This window comes from Leisingera sp. ANG49, assembly GCF_059694505.1.
Map to the genome: position 1 here is coordinate 921,177 of NZ_JCATZN010000001.1, position 18,393 is coordinate 939,569.

An 18,393-nucleotide genomic window follows, 5' to 3' on the forward strand; every position below is an offset into this window, starting at 1 on the left:
CCGCCCATGCGCAGCTTTGACGAGATCTACGTCCTTTCCGCAGACCGCCATGGCGGCCCCGTCGCGCTGGAGGAAAAACTCTCCAAACCAGACCCCAAGGTGACAGAGCTGCCGGAGGACCGCTGGCTCGCCACTATGACCAAATGCATCTTCCAGGCGGGCTTCAACTGGAAAGTGATCGAGGCCAAATGGGACGGGTTCGAGGAGGTCTTCCACGGCTTTGACCCGGGCCCCTGCGCCTTTATGCCGGAGGACGAATTCGACCGGATCCTCGGCGATACCCGCGTGGTCAGGAACGGTGCCAAACTCGCCACCGTCCGCGCCAACGCCGCCTTCCTGATGGAGCTGCGCGACGAGGGCGGCGCCGGACAAGTGCTGGGCGGCTGGCCCTCCACTGACTACATCAGGCTCTTGGAGATGCTCAAGAAACGCGGCAGCCGCCTTGGCGGCATGACCGGCCAATACGCCATGCGCTTTGCCGGCCGCGACAGTTTCATTCTGTCACAGGACGTCACCGCCCGACTGATCGCAGAAGGTGTGATCGACAAACCCGCCGCCTCCAAGACCGCGCTGAGGGCGGTGCAGGCCGCGTTCAACGAATGGATGGAGCAATCCGGCCGCTCGCTCACCGAAATCAGCCGCGTGCTGGCGATGAGCTGCTGAAGCGGGGCCTGCGCATGATCCGCTGCCTGCTCCTCGCCCTGTTTCTCCTCGCCGCCTGCGGCCGCCCGCTGACGGAAACCGAGCGCAGCTATCTCGGCACCCTGCACGGCACCAGCCTGAACCCGGACAAGGTCCGCATCGTGAACGGCGCGCCGCTGGGGGCTGTCACCTTCCGCCGGATGCCGCGCCCGCGCGTCACCTGCCGCGAGCGCATCCTGCCGCCGGTGAAGGAGGAGATCGTCACCTCCAAACCCGCCGCCGTCGCCCTGTTCAACCGCATCTTCTTCACCCGCGACTGGTATCTGGACAATTACCTGCCGGAGTACCCGGACCGGCTGCACCTGGTGGAGGCGATGCTGCTGGCGCATGAGGCGACCCACGTCTGGCAATGGCAGAACCGCAGGCAGACCGGCTATTCGCCGCTGCGGGCGGCGGCAGAGCACGGCCAGGACCGCGACCCCTATCTGTTCGACCTGGAGGGCGATCCCGGCTTCCTCAGCTACGGGTTCGAACAGCAGGGCGCCATCATCGAGGAATACGTCTGCTGCCGCGCCCTCGCCCCGCAGGCCGCCCGCACCCAGCGGCTGCACCGGATGCTCTCCGCCGCCATGCCGGTCAGCCCTCTGCCGCAAAGCCGCGCGAGCGCTGTCTACCTGCCCTGGAAGGATGCGGACCTGAACGGCATCTGCGACTGACCCGCCGTTTCTCGGCGCCGCAACGTTGCACTTGTGCTGCCAGGGGATTCCCGTCCACAAATCCGCTAAAGACACCCGCAGGAGCCGCGCCATGACCCAATACGCCCTCATCATGCTGGCCGCAGGCCTTGGCATTCCGGTTCTGGCGGCGCTGAACGCCGCCCTGGGCAAGCTGATCGGCTCCCCCGCCTCTGCCGCGGTGGTGCTGTTCCTGATCGCGCTGATTGCCACCGTGCTCTATGCGCTGGCGGCGGGCCCGCAGGCCCTGGCCAAGATCCCCGCCGCGCCCAAGCACCTGTTCCTGGCAGGCGTTCTGGTCGCCTTCTATGTCTTGTCGATCACCTATGTGGCGCCCCATTTCGGCGTCGGCAACGCGGTGTTCTTCGTGCTGATCGGCCAGCTGATCTCTGCCGCTGCCATCGACCATTTCGGCCTGTTCGGCGCCCAGGTCAGCCCGCTGACCCTGACCCGCGCGGCCGGCATTTCGGTGATGGCGCTGGGGGTCTGGATCACCCAGATGGCCTGAGGCGCAAGGCTGCGCCCTAACCGGCCACCTTCTTCACGAATTGCGACTTCAGCCCGATCGGCCCGACGCCCGGCACCTTGCAGTCGATATCATGGTCGCCGTCCACCAGCCGGATGCCGCGCACCTTGGTGCCGACCTTGATGACCGAGGACGTGCCCTTCAGCTTCAGGTCCTTGATCACCGTCACCGTGTCGCCGTCAGCCAGCACATTGCCGACGCTGTCGCGCACTTCCCTGGCATCGCCTGCGGCATCACCCGCCACCCACTCATGGGCGCATTCGGGGCAGATCAGCAGGGCATCCACCTGATAGGTATAGGCAGAGGCGCATTCGGGGCACGGCGGCAGAGCATCAGTCATGCCCCGCCAATAGCCCTTAATCCCAGCCAAGGCCAGAGACAGATCCGGCTGCGCAAAGCCGCACAGCAGGAACTGGCGGACCGGACCGCCGAAGGACCGGGCAGCCATTGCTGAAGGCTTCGGACCTCACGCCCGCCGGTACAGGTTCATCTGGACACCGTTGCCGGTTGCCGACGCCTGTTTCAGCGCCCAGCCGGATGGCGGCGTGCCCGCGCCGAACAGCCGCCGGCCCGTTCCCAGAACCCGGGGAAAGATGGCCAGGCGCAATTCATCCACCAGCCCCTGCGCCAGCAGGGCCGCGATCAGCTCGCCGCTTCCGTGCACCTGCAGCCTCGGCCCCTCCTGTTCCTTCAGCCGCTGAACTTCAGCCACCGCATCGCCCTTGAGCAGGTGGGAATTCTGCCAGCCGGCGTCGTTCAAGGTGCGGCTGGCCACGTATTTCTCCGCGCCGTTCAGCAAGTCCGCCATCGGATCACCGGAGATGGCCGGCCAATGCGCGGCAAAGGCCTCATAGGTCTTGCGGCCGAACAAGAAGGACACCGGCCCCTGCATCCACTCATCAAAGACCCGCGGCATGACACCGCCCAGATAGGGCGCGGCCCAGCCGCCCTGCGCAAAGCCGCCGGACCTGTCTTCCTCCGCGTGCATCGGCCCCTGCACAACGCCATCCAGGGTCAGGAAGGACAGAACCGCAATCTCACGCATGGTCTTTTCCTCCTTCTCATCGGGTGCCGCGGGGTCCCGCCCCTAGGATCCGTTGGCCTTGCCGCTGACCTTGATATTGCCCTGCAGCTGGGCGCCGTTCTCTGTCGACATGGTCTGCGCCGAGACATCCGCCTGCACCTTGGAACTGGCCGCCAGCCGCAGGTCCTCGCATTGGATCCTGCCGCTGTAGTCGCCTTCCACCGTGACCGATTTCGCGCTCAGCGCGCCGTCCACGGTGCCGCCTTCCAGCACCGTCACCGCCTGCGCCGACACATCGCCGACAACCCGGCCGCGGACCTCGACGCTGCCTTTGCTTGAGGTGATATTGCCTTCAACCGTCACATCTTTCTCGATTACCGAATTCACCACGTCTCAGCCCTTTCTGCGCATCCCCGGACAGCCTAGCCCGCCCGGGCAAATTTGAACAGTTGTTAGCAAACCGCCGCCCAACCGCCAAAGCCGCGCCTGCTCCGCCGGCAAGGTTCCGCCTGCCCGCCTATTCCACTTGCGGGAACGGTGCTGGCAGCGGTGCGGCACTGTATTGAAACAGCGAGCCCCAGAAACCGCCCGGACTGGGCTGCCAGGGCGCCGTGTTCATATCCAGCGCTGCGCAGGGCGAGGACCGCGTGGCCGGATTAACCTTGGCCCGCTCGCAGCGTTCGGGCGTGGTGTGGCAGGCCGTCAGAAAGGCCTGTGCTCCCTTCTGTCCGCTGTCCTCCTGGTAGCAGTAGCGGATTGCCTCTTCCTGAAGCTGAGCGCGGGCCTGTTCGACCAGCTGCTGGTTTCCGGCCACCGTCTTGCTGGCTGCCTCCAACGCCGAGGCTGCGTCCTGCTGCACCAGTTCTGCGGCGCGCTGCAACTCGCCCGTGCCGCCCTCCGCCGCCTGCAGCGCCTCGGTCAGCCGGGCATTTACCTTCTGCGCCTCCGCCAGCGCGGTCTGCAGCTCCGCGACGGTAGCGTCATATTCCACCAGCTTGGATTTCCACTTGAAGCCGGCAAAGCTGCCCTCCTCGAACCCGGCGCTGACCAGAATGCCGTTCAGCTTCTGCGGAAACAGCAGGAAGACCGCAAACAGCGCAATCACCGAAGCATCGCGCAACAGGACCACGAGGTCTTTCAGGAGTGAGACCGTCTTCTGCATCTGAACCCGCCGTCACTGGAACCATACCGGACAACAGTGGACCAGTGCCGAGCATCAGGTCAAATGGATGCAGTTCAGCCGGGCGAGCGCCTGCCCGCGGGGTGGCGCCGTGACGCTGATGCAAGGCAGTTTATCCCGGCCAAGTCCGTATGAGCTATCCAAGGAGTATCGCCCTCTCCAGAGCGCCAGCCCGTGCGGGCGGGCAGGCGCTCGCCCGGCGGCGCTGCGCGCCTTGTTCCGGGCGCAATAGTGCAGGCCTCCGAAAAACTCCTAAAACCACCGGCCTACACCGGCACCAGCAGCCCGTTTTCCAGCTTCACCTGCCGGTCCATCCGCGCCGCCAGCTCCAGGTTGTGGGTGGCAATCAGCGCCGACAGGCCGGTGCCGCGCACCAGTTCCATCAGCGCCGCAAACACCTGGTCCGAGGTGCCGGGATCCAGGTTCCCGGTGGGCTCATCCGCCAAGAGCACCCGCGGCGCATTGGCCAGCGCCCGGCAGAAGGCCACCCGCTGCTGCTCGCCGCCCGACAGCGCCGCAGGCCGGTGATCGGCGCGGCCTGCCAGCCCCACGGTGCCCAACAGCTGCGCCGCCCGCGACACCGCGGATTTTTGCGAAGCGCCATTGGCCAGCTGCGGCAGCACGATGTTTTCCAGCGCCGTGAACTCCGGCAGCAGGTGGTGGAACTGGTAGACAAAGCCCACTTCCTGACGGCGCACCCGGGTGCGGCGGCGGTCGCCCTTGCGGGTCACGTCCTCACCGGCCACCCGCACCTCGCCCGCGTCCGGCGTGTCCAGCAGGCCAGCGATGTGCAAGAGCGTCGACTTGCCCGCACCCGAGGGCGCCACCAGCGCCACCACTTCGCCCGCCTGCAGGCTCAGATCCGCACCGCGCAGCACATCGACCTGCCCCGGTGTGCCGGTCAGGTAGGATTTGGTGATCCCCTTCAGCTCCAGCGTGATCTCACTCATAGCGCAGCGCCTCCACCGGGTTGAGGCGCGCCGCGCGGCGGGCCGGGAAAATGGTCACGAAGAACGACAGCCCCAGCGACAGCGCGGTGGCAGAAACCACATCCGCCAGCCGCAGCTCCGCCGGAAGCGCATAGATGCCGCGGATCGACGGGTCCCAGACGCCGCCGCCCATGACGTAGTTCACGAAGGAGAAAATCGGATCGATATAAAGCGCAAACAGGCAGCCCAGCACCACGCCGCAGAGGGTGCCGATGACGCCGGTGAAGGCGCCGCAGATGAAGAACACCCGCATCACCGACCCTTCGCTGAGGCCGATGGTGCGCAGGATGCCGATGTCGCGGCCCTTGTTCTTGACCAGCATGATGAGGCCCGAGACGATGTTCATCGCCGCGATCAGCACCAGGATCGACAGGATGATGAACATCACGTTGTCCTCGACCTCCAGCGCCCGCAGGAACCCGCCGGAAGCATCGCGCCAGGTCCAGACCCCCGCGACGCCGCCTGCCGCGGTCAGGATCGGCAGGGCGATTTCGTCAACGTTTTCCGGGTCCTCGACCATCACCTCGATCTCATCCGCCACGCCTTCGCGATTGAAGAAGCTCTGCGCCTCACCAAAGGGCAGATAGACCCGGGTGCGGTCGATGTCCCAGCGCCCGGCGGTGAAGACATAGACCACCTCGTAGGCATTGACCCGCGGGCTGGTGCCAAAGGCGGTCTTGACGCCATTGGGGGAGATCAGCTTGATCTTGTCGCCAACAGTCACCCCCAGCTCCCGCGCCACGCCGGAGCCGATGGCGATCCCCTCCTCGAACCGCGCAAGGTCGCCAATGGCTTCCTCGCTCTGCGCCACTCCGGGAATGCCCTGAATGTCCTTGGCAGAGATGCCGAACACCTCAACGCCGGCATTGCGGTCGCGCAGGTTGGCCATCACCTGCCCTTTGACCAGCGGCGCCGCGCGGGTGACACCCGGCACCGCGGCGACCGTCTCCGCCAGCGCCTCGTAATCCTTCAGCGAGCGGTCCAGCACCCCGGCCTCATTCACCTCGCCATAGGAATAGAGCGTGACATGGGCATTGGCGCCCAGGATGGTGCCCACGAATTCCGACCGGAAACCGGAACGCACCGCCAGCGTGGCAATCAGCGCAAAAACGGCCAGGGTGATGCCGATCAGGCTGATCCAGGTCATCACGCTGACCCCGCCCTCGGCCTTGCGGGCGCGCAAGTAGCGCCAGGCGATGATCCATTCGAAACGGGAAAACGGCGGTGGTGTGGTGGCCATATAAGGGGTCCTGCCCGGAAATTTTGCCTGCAACCTGTGCTGCCGGGCGCCCGGGGTCAAGGTGCGGTTGCATAACTGGCCGATAATCCGCCTGCCGGGACCCGAATGCCCGCCGTGCGGCGGGCAAATCTTTTGCGAAAAGATTTGCCAAGAGTTTTTGAAAACTCTTGGGCAAGGCCGCGCCCGGCGTCACCGCAATGTGATCTGCCGCATATGCCCGTTGCCTTGCATCTGCCCGCCGGCAAGGCTTTATCAGGCCGGTTCCGGCTTCAAACTCGGGTAAGGACGACATGGACAAGTACTTCAAACGCGCGCTGCCGCATCCGCCGCTGCGGATGGTGATCACCGCAGGCCTCGGCGCCTTTCTGGCAATTGCGGCGCTGTCGCTGCTCACGACCCATGCCAACCTGCTCTTGCTGATGGCCCCCTTCGGCGCCAGCTGCGTGCTCTTGTTCTCGGTGCCCGCCAGCCCGTTGTCGCAGCCTGCCAATGTGGTTGGCGGCCATGTGCTGGCCACCGCCGTCGCGCTGGCGCTGAACGCGCTGCTGCCCGATACCTGGTGGGTGCTGGCATTGGCGGTGGGGCTGTCGATTGCCCTGATGGCGGCGCTGCGGCTGACCCATCCGCCCGCAGGCGCCGATCCGCTGGTGGTCTTTGCCACCGATCCCGGCATCTCCTTCCTGCTGTTCCCGGTGCTGACCGGCGCCGTCGCGCTGGTGGCGATTGCCGCGCTGTTCCACCGTGTGTCAGGCCACGAATACCCGCTGAAACACAGCTGAGCGCGGCCGCGCGGTCAGAGCGCCAGCATCGCCGTCACCGGCGCCTGCAGCGCCTCGCCCAGGGCCCGCGAATCCGTCGCCTCCAGGTGGTAGCCGTCGGTGGCGGAGGCCCGCGCCACCTGTGCCGCATCGAAGAAGCCGCAGCCGAGGCGGTCCGCCAGCGGCTCGATCACTTCCGCCAGCGCCTCGGACCGGGCCACTATCTCCGGCGTGATGTCGGGGTCATCGCACAGGCTCATCGGCGGCGGCGAAACCAGCAGCACCTGCGGCTCCACCGCCTCCGGCAGCCGCCAGGGGTGGTGGCGGATGATCTCCACCAGCCGTTCCAGCCCGTCGCGGATCAGATAGCGGGGATGGCCCTCGTAGATGTCATTGGTGCCCAGCATGATCACCGCCAGGTCCAGCGGCGCATGGCTGTGCAGCAGCACGGGCAGCACCGCATCGCCGCGCATTTCCACGCAGGCGGAGTGGCGGGCATGTATCGTGGTGCGCCCGCGCAGCCCTTCCGCAAAGACCACCGCATCCGCCAGGCCTTCGCCCAGCGCCGCCGGCCAGCGGTCGCCATAGGGATGCCGTCCGCTGGTGTGCGGGTCGCTGCCCCAGGTCAGGCTGTCGCCAAAAGCCAGGATCTGTTTCATTCCGTATCCTCCCGTTTCCGGCACCCTGCGGCGGACGGCGGGTTCGGGCAAGAAAAAAGGGAGCCGCCCGGCCCCCTTCTCTTGTTTTTCAGACAGTTGCGCAGCGAAGCTCAGAAGCCGCGGCCGGTGGGGTGGGCCTTGTAGACCTCGACCACCTTCTTCACCGCCTCTTCCGGGGACAGCTCTTCGCTCTCGCCGGTGCGGCGCGAGGTCAGCTCGACCACGCCGTTCTTCAGGCCCCGCGGGCCGACAGTGATGCGCCAGGGCAAACCGATCAGGTCCATGGTGGCGAACTTGCCGCCCGCACGCTCGTTGCGGTCGTCATAGAGCGGGTCCAGACCGGCGGCGGTCAGCGCCGCATAGAGCTGGTTGCAGGCGGCATCCGCCTCATCGTCGCCCTGCTTGAGGTTGACGATACCGCAGTGGAACGGGGTCACGCCCTCGGGCCAGATGATGCCCTTGTCGTCGTGGCTGGCCTCGATGATCGCGCCCAGCAGGCGGGAGACGCCGATGCCGTGGGAGCCCATGTGGACCGGCACGTTCTTGCCGTCCGGGCCCTGCACGGTGGCGCCCATTGCGTCCGAATACTTGGTGCCGAAATAGAAGATCTGGCCGACCTCGATGCCGCGCGCCACCCGGCGGCGCTCCTCGGGGATCTGGTTGAACAGCGCCTCGTCGTGGGTCTCGTCGGTGCGGGCGTATTTGGAGGTGAACTCCTCCAGCACGCTCTGGCACTGCTCAACACTGTCATAGTCGATCTCGCGGTCGCCGAAAGTCAGATCGGTGACGGCGCTGTCATAGAACACCTCGGACTCGCCGGTGTCGGCCAGCACCAGGAATTCATGGGTGTCGTCGCCGCCGATCGGGCCGGAGTCGGCACGCATCGGGATCGCCTGCAGGCCCATGCGCTCATAGGTGCGCAGGTAGCTCACCAGGTGGCGGTTGTAGGCGTGCAGCGCGTCTTCCTTGGTCAGGTCGAAGTTGTAGCCGTCCTTCATGTAGAATTCGCGGCCGCGCATCACGCCGAACCGCGGGCGGATCTCGTCGCGGAACTTCCACTGGATCTGGTACATGGTCAGCGGCAGGTCCTTGTAGCTGCTGACATGGGCGCGGAAGATGTCGGTGATCAGCTCTTCGGCGGTGGGTGTGAACAGCATGTCGCGGTCATGCCGGTCTTTCACCCGCAGCATCTCCTGGCCATAGGCCTCATAGCGGCCCGACTCGCGCCACAGGTCGGCGGACTGCATGGTCGGCATCTGCATCGGGATGTGGCCCGCGCGGATCTGCTCGTCATGGACGATGCTTTCGATCTTCTTCAGCACCTTGAAGCCCAAGGGCAGCCAGGAATAGATCCCGGCGGCGGATTGCTTGATCATCCCGGCGCGCAGCATCAGCCGGTGGCTGACGATCTGGGCTTCCGAGGGGTTCTCTTTCAGAACCGGCAGAAAATAGCGGGACAGGCGCATCTTGGCTCCATCGGTGATGTGGGTTCGAGTTCCCGCCCGGTTTAGTGGGTGATGGGGGTGCGGGCAAGGGCGGAGGTGGCCCCGCTGTTCCTGGTGCGCAACACAAGGCCCGTGCCTGACCTTGGGAGGGCGCGAAGGCGCCTTCCCGGGGGGAAGGTCAGGCGCGGGCCGTGCCGCTATGCGCCACGTCCCAGGTGGAATACTGCAAACGCCGCTCTCCGACTTGCCCGGTTGGTTGCGAAGGGCTCCGCCCGTCCACGCCTCAAACAGTCCCCCGGACTGTTTGCCCCTGCGGGAACCAGCGTGAACTCCCGGGGGAATGTCAGGTGCGGGCCGTGCCGCTGCGCGCCACGTCCCAAAAGAAAACTGCGGGCACCGTAACGCCCGTAGCCATTTCAATAAGCGGTCTGCAAAGACTTACATCTTCGCCCGCTCAGCCCGCAGCGCCAGCCACAAGCAGTAGCACATCATCAGCACCACCAGGGTGAACGGGATACCGGTCGAGACCGCCGCGCCCTGCAGCGCCGACAATCCGCCACCCAGCAGCAGCGCAATCGCGACCAGTCCCTCCAGCGTGCACCAGAACACCCGCTGGATCACCGGGGCGTCCATCTTGCCGCCCGCAGTAATCGTGTCGATCACCAGCGAACCGGAGTCGGACGAGGTGACGAAGAAGATCACGATCAGCACCAAGGAGATCGGCGCCACGATCGAGTAAAGCGGCAGTTCCTTCAGGAAGCCGAACAGGGCGCCCTCGGGCTTGTAGCTGTCGATCACCGTCGCCTTGACGCCTTCGGCGCCGCCGGCGTTCAGCATGTCGATGGCGCCGCCGCCAAAGGTCGACATCCACAGCGCGCAGACCGCGGTGGGGGCGATCAGCGCGCACAGCACGAACTCGCGCACCGTGCGGCCCTTGGAGATGCGGGCAATGAACATGCCGACAAAGGGCGACCAGGCGATCCACCAGGCCCAGTAGAAGGTGGTCCAGCCGTGGAAGTAGCTGGTGTCCTCCCGCCCGAACGGGTTCGAGAGCGCTGGCAGCAGCTGAACATAGTCCACCATCACGCTGAAATAGCGGGCAATTGCGGTGCCGATGCCGGTGACCAGGATCACAAAGATAAACAGGCCCACCGCCATCACCATGTTGATCTCAGACAGCCGCTTGACACCCGCGTCCATGCCCAGCAGCACCGACCCCAGCGCAATCGCGGTGATGCCGATGATCAGCAGCACAACCACCGTCGGGGTCGGCTCGATCCCGAACACCTCGTAAAGGCCGGCCGCAACTTGCTGCGCGCCCAGGCCCAGCGAGGTGGTCAGCCCGAACAGGGTGGCAAACACCGCCAGCGTGTCGATGGCATGGCCCCACCAGCCCCAGACCCGTTCGCCCAGGATCGGGTAGAAGGCTGAGCGCAGGGTCAGCGGCAGGTCGAGATTGTAGCAGAAGATCGCCAGCGACAGGCCGACCGCGGCATAGACCGCCCAGCCCTCCAGCCCCCAGTGGTGGATGGTGCCGACGATGCCGATGTATTCATTGCCCGGCTCATTGATGTCGATCCCCAGCGGCCGCGCTGCGCCGCCTTCGGAGAAGTTGTAGTAGACAGGCTCCAGCACGCCGAAGAACAACAGGCCGATGCCGATGCCGGCCGCGAACATCATCGCAATCCACCCGGCATAGGAATAGTCCGGCTTGGCATCCTTGCCGCCGATGCGGACGGAGCCGACCGGCAGGATGATCAGCGCCAGGCAGAACAGGGTGATGGCGTCCACCGACAGGACCAGGAACCAGTCGAAGGTGCTGGTCAGCCAGGGCCGGAGCCAGCCGAAGAAGGCCGCTGCCGCCTCCTGGTTGGCAAGCGCGATCAGCACGAAACCGGCAATCAGGATACTGGAAATCAGGAAGACAGGATTATGGATGTCCAGGCCGAACGGCCGGATGTTGTCCTGTCCCAGCTCATACTCTGTCTCGAAGTCCCAGACCCTCGGATCGGGATCGAGCATTTTCTTGTTTTCCGGCATGACGCCTCCCCTTACTTGTTATTTACCGCCCAAGTGTCGCACTAAATTCGGAAATCTCCTAATCCGTGCCGCCGGGCAGGGTGTTGCGGCGGGCCGCGCCGCCGTCCCCGGGCGTGACCGGACCGCTGATGCCGCCCCCGGGCAAACGGCCATGCCTGCGCCGCGGCCGGCCAGGTATCGGGCACGCGCACAGGCCCTGAGAGCACGCCCCGCCCCGCAAGGAGCGCAGCATTTCCTTGACTTGCCCCCCGCCTTTTCCGCCTTATCCCCGCCTTGCCCACAGGGGAATCGCCCTGCCCCCTTGCAAGCCCCTGCCCCATCGGGAAAGACTGGCGCCAAGATCCTGATGCAAACGGACCAAAGGCGGGCACGCGGACCATGGCGCTACCAGCGAAGAAACAGCTGAAATACTGGGGCATCGCCGCCATTGTCTTTGCGGTGGTGATGTGGGCGCTTGGCAATGTGCTGATGCCCTTCATCCTCGGCGCCGCCATCGCCTATCTGATCGATCCAGTCGCCGACCGGTTGGAGGCCTGGGGCATGAGCCGCACCGGCGCCACCGCCACCATTACCGTGGGCACGCTCTTGATCTTCCTGCTGCTGCTGGTGGTGGTGGTGCCGACGCTGGTTGCGCAGATGATCGATCTGGCCCAGGTGCTGCCGCAGCTGGTGCGCGACGCCCGCGCCTTTGCCTCCGAGCATTTCCCCTCGGTCTTCGAGGAAAACAGCCGCATTCACCAGGCGGTCACCTCCTTTGCGCAGACGCTGCAGTCGCGTGCGGTCGAGCTGCTGCAATCGGTGCTGGGCGGGGCGGCCTCTTTCCTCAACATCGTGATCCTGCTGGTGATCGTGCCGGTGGTGGCGGTCTATCTGCTGCTGGACTGGGACCGGATGGTCGCCCGCATCGACGAGCTGCTGCCGCGCGACCACCAGCCGGTGATCCGCCGCCTGGCCGGCGAGATCGACGCCGTGCTCGCCTCCTTCATCCGCGGCATGGGCACCGTCTGCCTGATCCTCGGCACCTATTACGCGGTGGCCTTGATGCTGGTGGGGCTGAACTTCGGCCTCGCGGTCGGCTTCATTGCGGGCCTTGTCACCTTCATCCCCTACCTTGGCGCCCTGATCGGCGGCGCGCTGGCCATCGGCCTGGCGCTGTTCCAGTTCTGGGGCGACTGGGTGTCGATCGGGCTGGTCGCCATCATCTTTGCCGTCGGCCAGGTGGCTGAGGGCAACTTCCTGACCCCCAAGCTGGTGGGCAGCTCCGTGGGCCTGCACCCGGTGTGGCTCTTGCTGGCGCTGTCGGTGTTCGGCGCCTTGTTCGGCTTTGTCGGGATGCTGGTGGCGGTGCCTGTCGCGGCAGCGCTCGGCGTGATCGCGCGGTTCCTGACCGAGCAGTACCTGGACAGCCGCCTGTATCAGGGCCAGAGCCACCGGGACGCGGGGGCGGAATAAACCCATGGCGCAGCAGCTGAGCTTTGATCTCCCGGCGAAACCGGCGCTGGGGCGGGAGGATTTCTTTGTCGCGCCGTCCAATGCGATGGCGGTGGCGCTGCTGGACCCGCAGTTCGCCTGGCCCAGCGGCAAGCTGGTGCTGACCGGCCCCAAGGGCGCGGGCAAGACCCATCTGGCGCATGTCTGGGCCAGCCAGACCGGGGCGCGGATCCTGCCCGCCGAACGCCTGACGGAACAGATGGTGCCGGAGCTGGCGCAAGGCCCGGTGGTGGTCGAGGATGTGCCGCAGATCGCCGATGACACCGTCCAGCAGAACGCCCTGTTCCACCTGCACAATCTGGTGCTGGCCAACGGGCATTCGCTGGTGATGACCGGCCGCGGTGCGCCGAATCTCTGGGGGCTGACGCTGCCCGACCTGCAAAGCCGGGTGCAGGCCGCCACCCACGCCGAATTGCAGCCGCCCGACGACCAGCTGCTGGCAGTGGTGCTGGCCAAGCTGTTCAACGACCGCCAGATCACCCCGAAGCCGGACGTGATTCCCTATCTGGTGGCGCATATGGACCGCTCCTTTGCCGCCGCGGCGCAGATCGTGCGGCGGCTGGACCAGCTGTCCCTGGCGGAAAAACGCAGCCTGACCCGTCCCCTGGCGGTGCGGGTGCTCTCTGAGGTGCGCGAGGAGGCGGCGGAAAATGACGCATCCGCAAGCGGTTGACCCCTGCCCGCCCATGCACCATCCTGACCGCGGATCGCAAGACGGAGCCCTCATGAACCTGTCCCAGGACCCCGCCGCCGCTGCCACCGCCGCCGCAACTGATTGGGGCCCCTTCGGGCGTCCGATCTTTGATGACCCCAAGGCCCGGGCGCTGTCGCGGGTGGGGGTGGTCGATGTCGGCTCCAACTCGGTCCGGCTGGTGGTGTTCGACGGCGCCGCCCGCAGCCCGGCCTATTTCTACAACGAAAAGATCATGTGCGCCCTGGGTGCCGGCCTGTCTGAATCGGGCCGCCTGAACCCGGAGGGCCGCGCCCGCGCCCTGTCTGCCTTGCACCGGTTCCAGCATCTGGCCCAGGGCATGGGGCTGCCGCCGCTGTCCGCGGTGGCCACCGCCGCAGTGCGCGACGCCGAAGACGGGCCGGAGTTCTGCGAAGAGGTGCTGCGCAAGACCGGCCTCAAGATCCATGTCATCGACGGGCGCGAAGAGGCGCGGCTGTCGGCGCAGGGGGTGCTGCTGGGCTGGCCCGGCGCTTACGGGCTGGTCTGCGACATCGGCGGCTCCTCGATGGAGCTGGCGGAGATCCAGGAGAACTCCGTCGGGCGCCGGGTGACCTCGCCCTTGGGGCCGCTGAAGCTGCGCGACATCAAGGGCGGGCGCAAGGGCCGCAAGGCCTATATCAAGGAAGTGATGGAGCAGCTGCGCGGCGAAATGGGCGCGCAGCGCGACCGCCTGTTCCTGGTCGGCGGCAGCTGGCGCGCCATTGCCCGCATCGACATGCACCGGCGCGGCTATCCGCTGAAGGTGCTGCACGAATACCGGATGAGCGCCAGCGACGTGCGCGAAACCGCGAAATACATCGAAAAACGCGACCTGAACAAGCTGCGCGAGGCCTGCGGCATCTCCTCCAGCCGGATGTCGCTGGTGCCTTATGCGATCGACGTGCTGACCCGGCTCATTCATACCTTCAAGCCGAAGGATATCGCGGTCTCCAGCTATGGCATCCGCGAGGGGCTATTGTACGAGCAGATGCCGCAGCGGCTGCGCGCCCGCGACCCGCTGGTCGAGGCCTCCCGCTTTGCCGAGATGAAGGACGCCCGCGTCCCCGGTTTCGGCAAGACGCTCTATGATTTCGTGAACCCGCTGTTCGCCAATGCCCGGCACAGCAAGCGGCGGCTGGTCAAGGCGGCCTGCCTGCTGCATGACGTCAGCTGGCGCGCGCATCCCGACTACCGCGCCGAGGTCTGCTTCGACAATGCCACCCGCGCCAATCTGGGCGGGCTCAAGCATTCGGAGCGGGTGTTCCTGGGCCTGGCGCTGCTGCACCGCTACAGCAACAAGCGGCAGGGCAGCTCCTTCGAGTATCTTTATGATCTGCTGGACGAAAAGGGCCAGCACGAGGCCGAGGTGCTGGGCAAGGCGATGCGCTTCGGCGCCATGCTGATGGTGACCAGCAACGGCGAGATCGGGTCGTTGCAATGGCAGCCGCGCAAGCGGGTGCTGCATGTGAGGCTGCCCGATACGGCGCGGCCGCTTTACGGCGAAGTGGCGGAATCGCGGCTGAAGTCGCTGGCCAAGGCGCTGGATGCGGAAATCGACCTGAAGTTCAGCAAACCCCTGCCGGAGGCGGAGGCCGTAACAGAACAGGCGCCGGAGTAACCGGCGCCGGTCACGAACAGCCCCGGCGGGGCATCAGATTTCGGTGACACCCTCGTCTTCGCCCTTATCTTCCTTGGCAGGCGCATTGTCCTTGGGCTTCTTGCGGATGATGATATCGCCGTTGGGCAGGATTTCCGGCAGCTCATAGGCGCTCCAGTCCTCCACCTGTTCGGCAATATCCGCCAGCGCCGGCCCCATCTCGGCCAGGAAGGCGGCCATTGACGGGCCGATCTCCTGCACCATGCCCTGCAGGTCCTCAAGCGCCGGCGCCATCTCCTGGCGCAACCCTTCCCAAAACAGTTCCGCCCCGCGCTCCATCAGCGAGGAGCCGCTGTCCTCCTCCCCCGCCTCCTGGGCGGCGAGCGGAGCGGACATCAGGGCAATCAGGGCGGCGGGCAGAAGGATCTGTTTCATGAGGTCAATATAGGGGGCGTTTGGCAGGGGGAACAGGGGGCAGTGCGGCACGGCAAATCCTTGCCGCCCCGACAGCCGCGATCAGGAGAGCCGCGGGATCTGCACCGCCGCGGCCTGCGCCGGCCTGCCGGCCGGTTCCGGGCAGAGCAGCGGGTCCGACAGGACCAGCGGCGGCCTGCCGGGGCCGGTGCCGCAGGGGGCACGGCTGCAACCCTCTGCGCCTGGCGCCTGGCGCGCGGGAGGCTCCGGCGGCGGCGCATAGGTTTGCAGCAGCGGCTGGCTGTTCTTCTTGTGGCGGGCGATCAGTTTGCGCTGCTGCTTGCCCGCCGGCACTTGGCGCGCAGGCTCCGGCGGCGCGTCTTCGCCGGCCAGCGCCGGGAACAGGCGCTTGAGCCGGCCGTGTTCCGCAGGCGGCAGGGTTTTCAGCGCCTCCGGCCCCATCAGCAGGCTTTCGGCAGGGGCGCCTTCGGCCAAGACAACCTCGTGCTGCGCAAAGATCAGGTGGAAATATTCCACCGCCGCCGCGGCGTCGTCGATGCGGATGCCGGGCAGCGCGGTCAGCTGGTGGGCAGCCGCCAGCACCTGCGCCTGGCCGAACATGCGCTCAGCAATGCGGGAGCAGACCAGCAGCCGGTGCTGGCGCGACACCCGCAGGTCGCGCTGCGGCAGGCCGCCGCCCAGGGCGCCGGCACGGATCAGCACCGGGCAAAGCCTCGGGTTGCGGCGGATCCGCTCCGCGCTGACAGCGCGGAAGGTCACCATCTGCAGAACGGCACAGCCGCCATCGGCGGTCAGCACGTCCTGCCCCGGGCGCAGCATCTCAACCGGACAGGGGCCCTCGGTGGTGCTGATACGGGTGCCGCGGGCAAAGCAAACCACATCCGCATAGTTCCAGCCGGTGGTGTGGCCTTGATAGCTGCCCAGCGTCGCGCCGGTGCTGAAGGCAGAGCCCGGCCCCGGCACGAAATACCAGCTGCCGCCGGTATTGAAAAAGTAGAAGGTCTCGGTATGCGACGCCCCGCCGGTGTCGGTGAAGGAGAGGTCGATCGCATAAGGGCTGCCGGCCGTTGTTTGGAAGGAGCCGCCGTCGATGCTGATGCGCTCATCGCCGTCGTTGCGGCCCTCATAGGCGGCGTCGTCGTCCCTGAAAACAGCCGTGTAAGATGTGTTGTATTGCGCGTTGTAACCGGTGCCGGACCATCTGAACACTTCTGCGGTGTAATCGGCCATGGCCGCGTTCAGTCCCGGCTGGCGGCGGCAGCATCGTCCAGTGCCTTGAACACCGCACGCAGCCCTCCCGGCCGCAGCTTGCAGCGGGCCGCATCCCGGCCCAGCGCCTGCGACGCGGCCGCGCGGTCTCGGCTGTCAAGCTCCGCGCCGAACCGGGCTTCCAGCTCTGCCGCAAAGGCCTTGTTTCTGTCTTGGTCGCTCATACACCAGCACCTGCGCTTACGGACCACCGCGCGAACGCCGCCCGCAAACATGGAATGTGGAGAGCGCCGCAGGCTCCCGCAAGGGCAAGACCGCCACCAAGTGCCTAAGATTTAAGGAAAACCAGGCTGATCCCGATACTCAGCACAGAGTCACGCTGCCTCAATGCCTGGCGGTGCCGGGAAATGACCGGAGCTATCCAGCAGCGCCTGGCGCTTCTCTGGGCCGACGCGCATTTCGCACCGGCCCTCTGCGGCAACTCCTTCGCGGCGACGCCGCCCCCTTCGGGACAGGCGGCGCCTTTCAGAGATTTTGCGCAGGTGTTCTGCACTCAGCCCCGCCCTGAGGTATCCCAATAGGCGGCGGGCATGATCGGGTCCACAGCTGTTGTCTTGCCGCTCAGCGGCTCCACGGAGCCCGGGGTCAGCTCCAGCACCATCCAGGCTTCCGGAACTGTCAGCAGATCCGGATATGGCGTTTGCTTGCCGGTCGGGACAAAACCGTGCTGCGGATAATAGGCCGGCACGCCCAGCACAAAGACCGCATCCGTCCCGATGGCCCTGAGGCGGCTGATGCCGGTCTCCATCAGCTCCGTACCGACACCATGGCGCTGATACTCCGGCAGCACGCCCAGAGGGGCCAGCAGATAGCATTTGGCGTCCGGGTGATCGTGGAAACGAAACGGCGTGAACAGCACATTGCCCGCCACGCGGCCGTCCCGGCTGGCGCTGATTGAGATGGTGTCCGGCAGGGCGAGCAGACCTTCCGCAAGTTCTGCGATTTCAGGTCCTTCCTCGGCGCCGAATGCCAGGCGGTGAATGTTTTTAATGGTTTCTATTTCCTTAGGGTCCATTTCAGGTCTCCTCGTGATGAATTGCTTTGGCCGCACCGGGCAAGGGGCTTGCCCTGGCCGGCGCGGCATCGGGTGCCCGCCCCCTTGCTGAGGGGCGGTCCGGGCGGAAAGAGCCTGCCATTGGCATGGCCGTTCCTACCGCTGGTTCATTTGCGCGCGCACGGATCTGATCCCCAGCGGCGATGCGCGGTAGGGGCCGCCGTTGCGCGAACGGATGAAGCGCCGTTTCAGAAGGCGCTGGAACACGGCCAGGGTGCAGTCGGACAGCACATGGCCTTCGCGCGTGTAGCAGGTGACGCCGTGGATCTTGCCGTTTGCAAGCCGCTCATGGCGGATGGATCCGCCAAGGGCGAGTTCATGCAAAACACGCTGCTCGTGCTTTGAGATATTCAAGGGAGTGTCTCGATTTATGAAAGTGCAAGAATAGGGTCACTCAGCGTCACGCGTGAGTGGTCCTGTTGTTGCGAGTGTTCCCGAATGTATCGCCGGGAACGGGCGTTAGGCCCGGGTCTCTTTCATAAAATCTCCATCACGAGAGGCGTCATGCCTCAAGTTCGCAGCTCAGATAGTTGGCAGTTCGGGCATTGTCAAGCTGAGGCCGCAGGAACCGCCCGGCCCCTGGAAAGCGTCATCAAGG

Annotated in this window: 21 protein-coding genes; 7 read left to right on the forward strand and 14 right to left on the reverse strand. The window is 66.0% G+C overall.

Annotation, left to right across the window (positions count from 1 at the left end):
* Positions 1 to 6 precede the first annotated feature (6 nt).
* The 3 genes from AC58NV_RS04580 to AC58NV_RS04590 all read left to right on the forward strand — a co-directional run bounded on the left by AC58NV_RS04580 (position 7) and on the right by AC58NV_RS04590 (position 1,884).
* Positions 7 to 663 (forward strand): DNA-3-methyladenine glycosylase I, encoded by a 657-nt coding sequence (locus AC58NV_RS04580; RefSeq protein WP_497226065.1) that lies wholly within the window; start codon positions 7 to 9, stop codon positions 661 to 663.
* 14 nt (positions 664 to 677) lie between these two features.
* Entirely contained in the window at positions 678 to 1,358 is a 681-nt protein-coding gene (locus AC58NV_RS04585; RefSeq protein WP_497226066.1) for a hypothetical protein, read from the forward strand.
* A 91-nt stretch (positions 1,359 to 1,449) separates the two neighbouring features.
* Complete coding sequence (locus AC58NV_RS04590) at positions 1,450 to 1,884, forward strand: DMT family transporter (protein ID WP_497226067.1); 435 nt, start codon at positions 1,450 to 1,452, stop codon at positions 1,882 to 1,884.
* A gap of 16 nt (positions 1,885 to 1,900) precedes the next feature.
* Here AC58NV_RS04590 and AC58NV_RS04595 read toward each other — a convergent pair whose 3' ends face one another.
* The 6 genes from AC58NV_RS04595 to AC58NV_RS04620 all read right to left on the reverse strand — a co-directional run bounded on the left by AC58NV_RS04595 (position 1,901) and on the right by AC58NV_RS04620 (position 6,335).
* Positions 1,901 to 2,242, reverse strand: a complete 342-nt coding sequence (locus tag AC58NV_RS04595) for a zinc ribbon domain-containing protein YjdM (protein ID WP_497226394.1) — start codon at positions 2,240 to 2,242, stop codon at positions 1,901 to 1,903.
* Positions 2,243 to 2,368: 126 nt separating this feature from the next.
* Positions 2,369 to 2,947 (reverse strand): dihydrofolate reductase family protein, encoded by a 579-nt coding sequence (locus AC58NV_RS04600; protein WP_497226068.1) that lies wholly within the window; start codon positions 2,945 to 2,947, stop codon positions 2,369 to 2,371.
* A 42-nt stretch (positions 2,948 to 2,989) separates the two neighbouring features.
* Positions 2,990 to 3,316 carry a bactofilin family protein gene (locus tag AC58NV_RS04605; RefSeq protein WP_497226069.1) on the reverse strand — a complete coding sequence of 109 codons (327 nt, stop codon included), beginning with the start codon at positions 3,314 to 3,316 and terminating at the stop codon, positions 2,990 to 2,992.
* Positions 3,317 to 3,443: 127 nt separating this feature from the next.
* Positions 3,444 to 4,088 (reverse strand): hypothetical protein, encoded by a 645-nt coding sequence (locus tag AC58NV_RS04610; RefSeq protein WP_497226070.1) that lies wholly within the window; start codon positions 4,086 to 4,088, stop codon positions 3,444 to 3,446.
* Between the two features lie 284 nt (positions 4,089 to 4,372).
* Positions 4,373 to 5,056 (reverse strand): ABC transporter ATP-binding protein, encoded by a 684-nt coding sequence (locus AC58NV_RS04615; protein WP_497226071.1) that lies wholly within the window; start codon positions 5,054 to 5,056, stop codon positions 4,373 to 4,375.
* Positions 5,049 to 6,335 (reverse strand): lipoprotein-releasing ABC transporter permease subunit, encoded by a 1,287-nt coding sequence (locus AC58NV_RS04620; protein ID WP_497226072.1) that lies wholly within the window; start codon positions 6,333 to 6,335, stop codon positions 5,049 to 5,051. Before AC58NV_RS04620 ends, AC58NV_RS04615 begins: the two co-directional genes overlap by 8 nt.
* 290 nt (positions 6,336 to 6,625) lie before the next feature.
* On the opposite strand from AC58NV_RS04620, the gene AC58NV_RS04625 reads away from it, so the two are divergent.
* Positions 6,626 to 7,114 carry an HPP family protein gene (locus tag AC58NV_RS04625; RefSeq protein ID WP_497226073.1) on the forward strand — a complete coding sequence of 163 codons (489 nt, stop codon included), beginning with the start codon at positions 6,626 to 6,628 and terminating at the stop codon, positions 7,112 to 7,114.
* A 14-nt stretch (positions 7,115 to 7,128) separates the two neighbouring features.
* Here the strand turns inward: AC58NV_RS04625 and AC58NV_RS04630 are convergent, their stop codons facing one another.
* The 3 genes from AC58NV_RS04630 to AC58NV_RS04640 form a co-directional block, all read right to left on the reverse strand.
* A complete protein-coding gene (locus AC58NV_RS04630) occupies positions 7,129 to 7,752 on the reverse strand; it encodes a GDSL-type esterase/lipase family protein (RefSeq protein ID WP_497226074.1) in 624 nt (207 codons plus the stop codon).
* A gap of 110 nt (positions 7,753 to 7,862) precedes the next feature.
* On the reverse strand, positions 7,863 to 9,218 hold the full coding sequence (gene proS, locus AC58NV_RS04635) for a proline--tRNA ligase (protein ID WP_039148897.1): 1,356 nt from the start codon (positions 9,216 to 9,218) through the stop codon (positions 7,863 to 7,865).
* A gap of 417 nt (positions 9,219 to 9,635) precedes the next feature.
* Positions 9,636 to 11,237, reverse strand: a complete 1,602-nt coding sequence (locus AC58NV_RS04640; RefSeq protein ID WP_497226075.1) for a BCCT family transporter — start codon at positions 11,235 to 11,237, stop codon at positions 9,636 to 9,638.
* 378 nt (positions 11,238 to 11,615) lie between these two features.
* On the opposite strand from AC58NV_RS04640, the gene AC58NV_RS04645 reads away from it, so the two are divergent.
* From AC58NV_RS04645 to AC58NV_RS04655, 3 genes are read left to right on the forward strand one after another with little or no spacing between them, the layout of a single operon-like run.
* Positions 11,616 to 12,689: an AI-2E family transporter gene (locus tag AC58NV_RS04645; protein ID WP_497226076.1), complete on the forward strand. Its 1,074-nt coding sequence runs from the start codon at positions 11,616 to 11,618 to the stop codon at positions 12,687 to 12,689.
* A 4-nt stretch (positions 12,690 to 12,693) separates the two neighbouring features.
* Complete coding sequence (locus AC58NV_RS04650) at positions 12,694 to 13,401, forward strand: HdaA/DnaA family protein (RefSeq protein WP_366662003.1); 708 nt, start codon at positions 12,694 to 12,696, stop codon at positions 13,399 to 13,401.
* Positions 13,402 to 13,453: 52 nt separating this feature from the next.
* Positions 13,454 to 15,058: a Ppx/GppA family phosphatase gene (locus tag AC58NV_RS04655; protein WP_497226077.1), complete on the forward strand. Its 1,605-nt coding sequence runs from the start codon at positions 13,454 to 13,456 to the stop codon at positions 15,056 to 15,058.
* Between the two features lie 33 nt (positions 15,059 to 15,091).
* Here AC58NV_RS04655 and AC58NV_RS04660 read toward each other — a convergent pair whose 3' ends face one another.
* From AC58NV_RS04660 to AC58NV_RS04680, 5 genes are all read right to left on the reverse strand, one after another.
* Entirely contained in the window at positions 15,092 to 15,472 is a 381-nt protein-coding gene (locus AC58NV_RS04660; RefSeq protein ID WP_497226078.1) for a hypothetical protein, read from the reverse strand.
* Between the two features lie 81 nt (positions 15,473 to 15,553).
* Positions 15,554 to 16,702 carry a Hint domain-containing protein gene (locus tag AC58NV_RS04665; RefSeq protein WP_497226079.1) on the reverse strand — a complete coding sequence of 383 codons (1,149 nt, stop codon included), beginning with the start codon at positions 16,700 to 16,702 and terminating at the stop codon, positions 15,554 to 15,556.
* 8 nt (positions 16,703 to 16,710) lie between these two features.
* Positions 16,711 to 16,905 carry a hypothetical protein gene (locus tag AC58NV_RS04670; protein WP_497226080.1) on the reverse strand — a complete coding sequence of 65 codons (195 nt, stop codon included), beginning with the start codon at positions 16,903 to 16,905 and terminating at the stop codon, positions 16,711 to 16,713.
* 329 nt (positions 16,906 to 17,234) lie between these two features.
* Positions 17,235 to 17,756: a GNAT family N-acetyltransferase gene (locus AC58NV_RS04675; protein ID WP_497226081.1), complete on the reverse strand. Its 522-nt coding sequence runs from the start codon at positions 17,754 to 17,756 to the stop codon at positions 17,235 to 17,237.
* A gap of 135 nt (positions 17,757 to 17,891) precedes the next feature.
* Positions 17,892 to 18,149 (reverse strand): YjhX family toxin, encoded by a 258-nt coding sequence (locus tag AC58NV_RS04680; RefSeq protein WP_366661997.1) that lies wholly within the window; start codon positions 18,147 to 18,149, stop codon positions 17,892 to 17,894.
* Between the last annotated feature and the right edge of the window lie 244 nt (positions 18,150 to 18,393).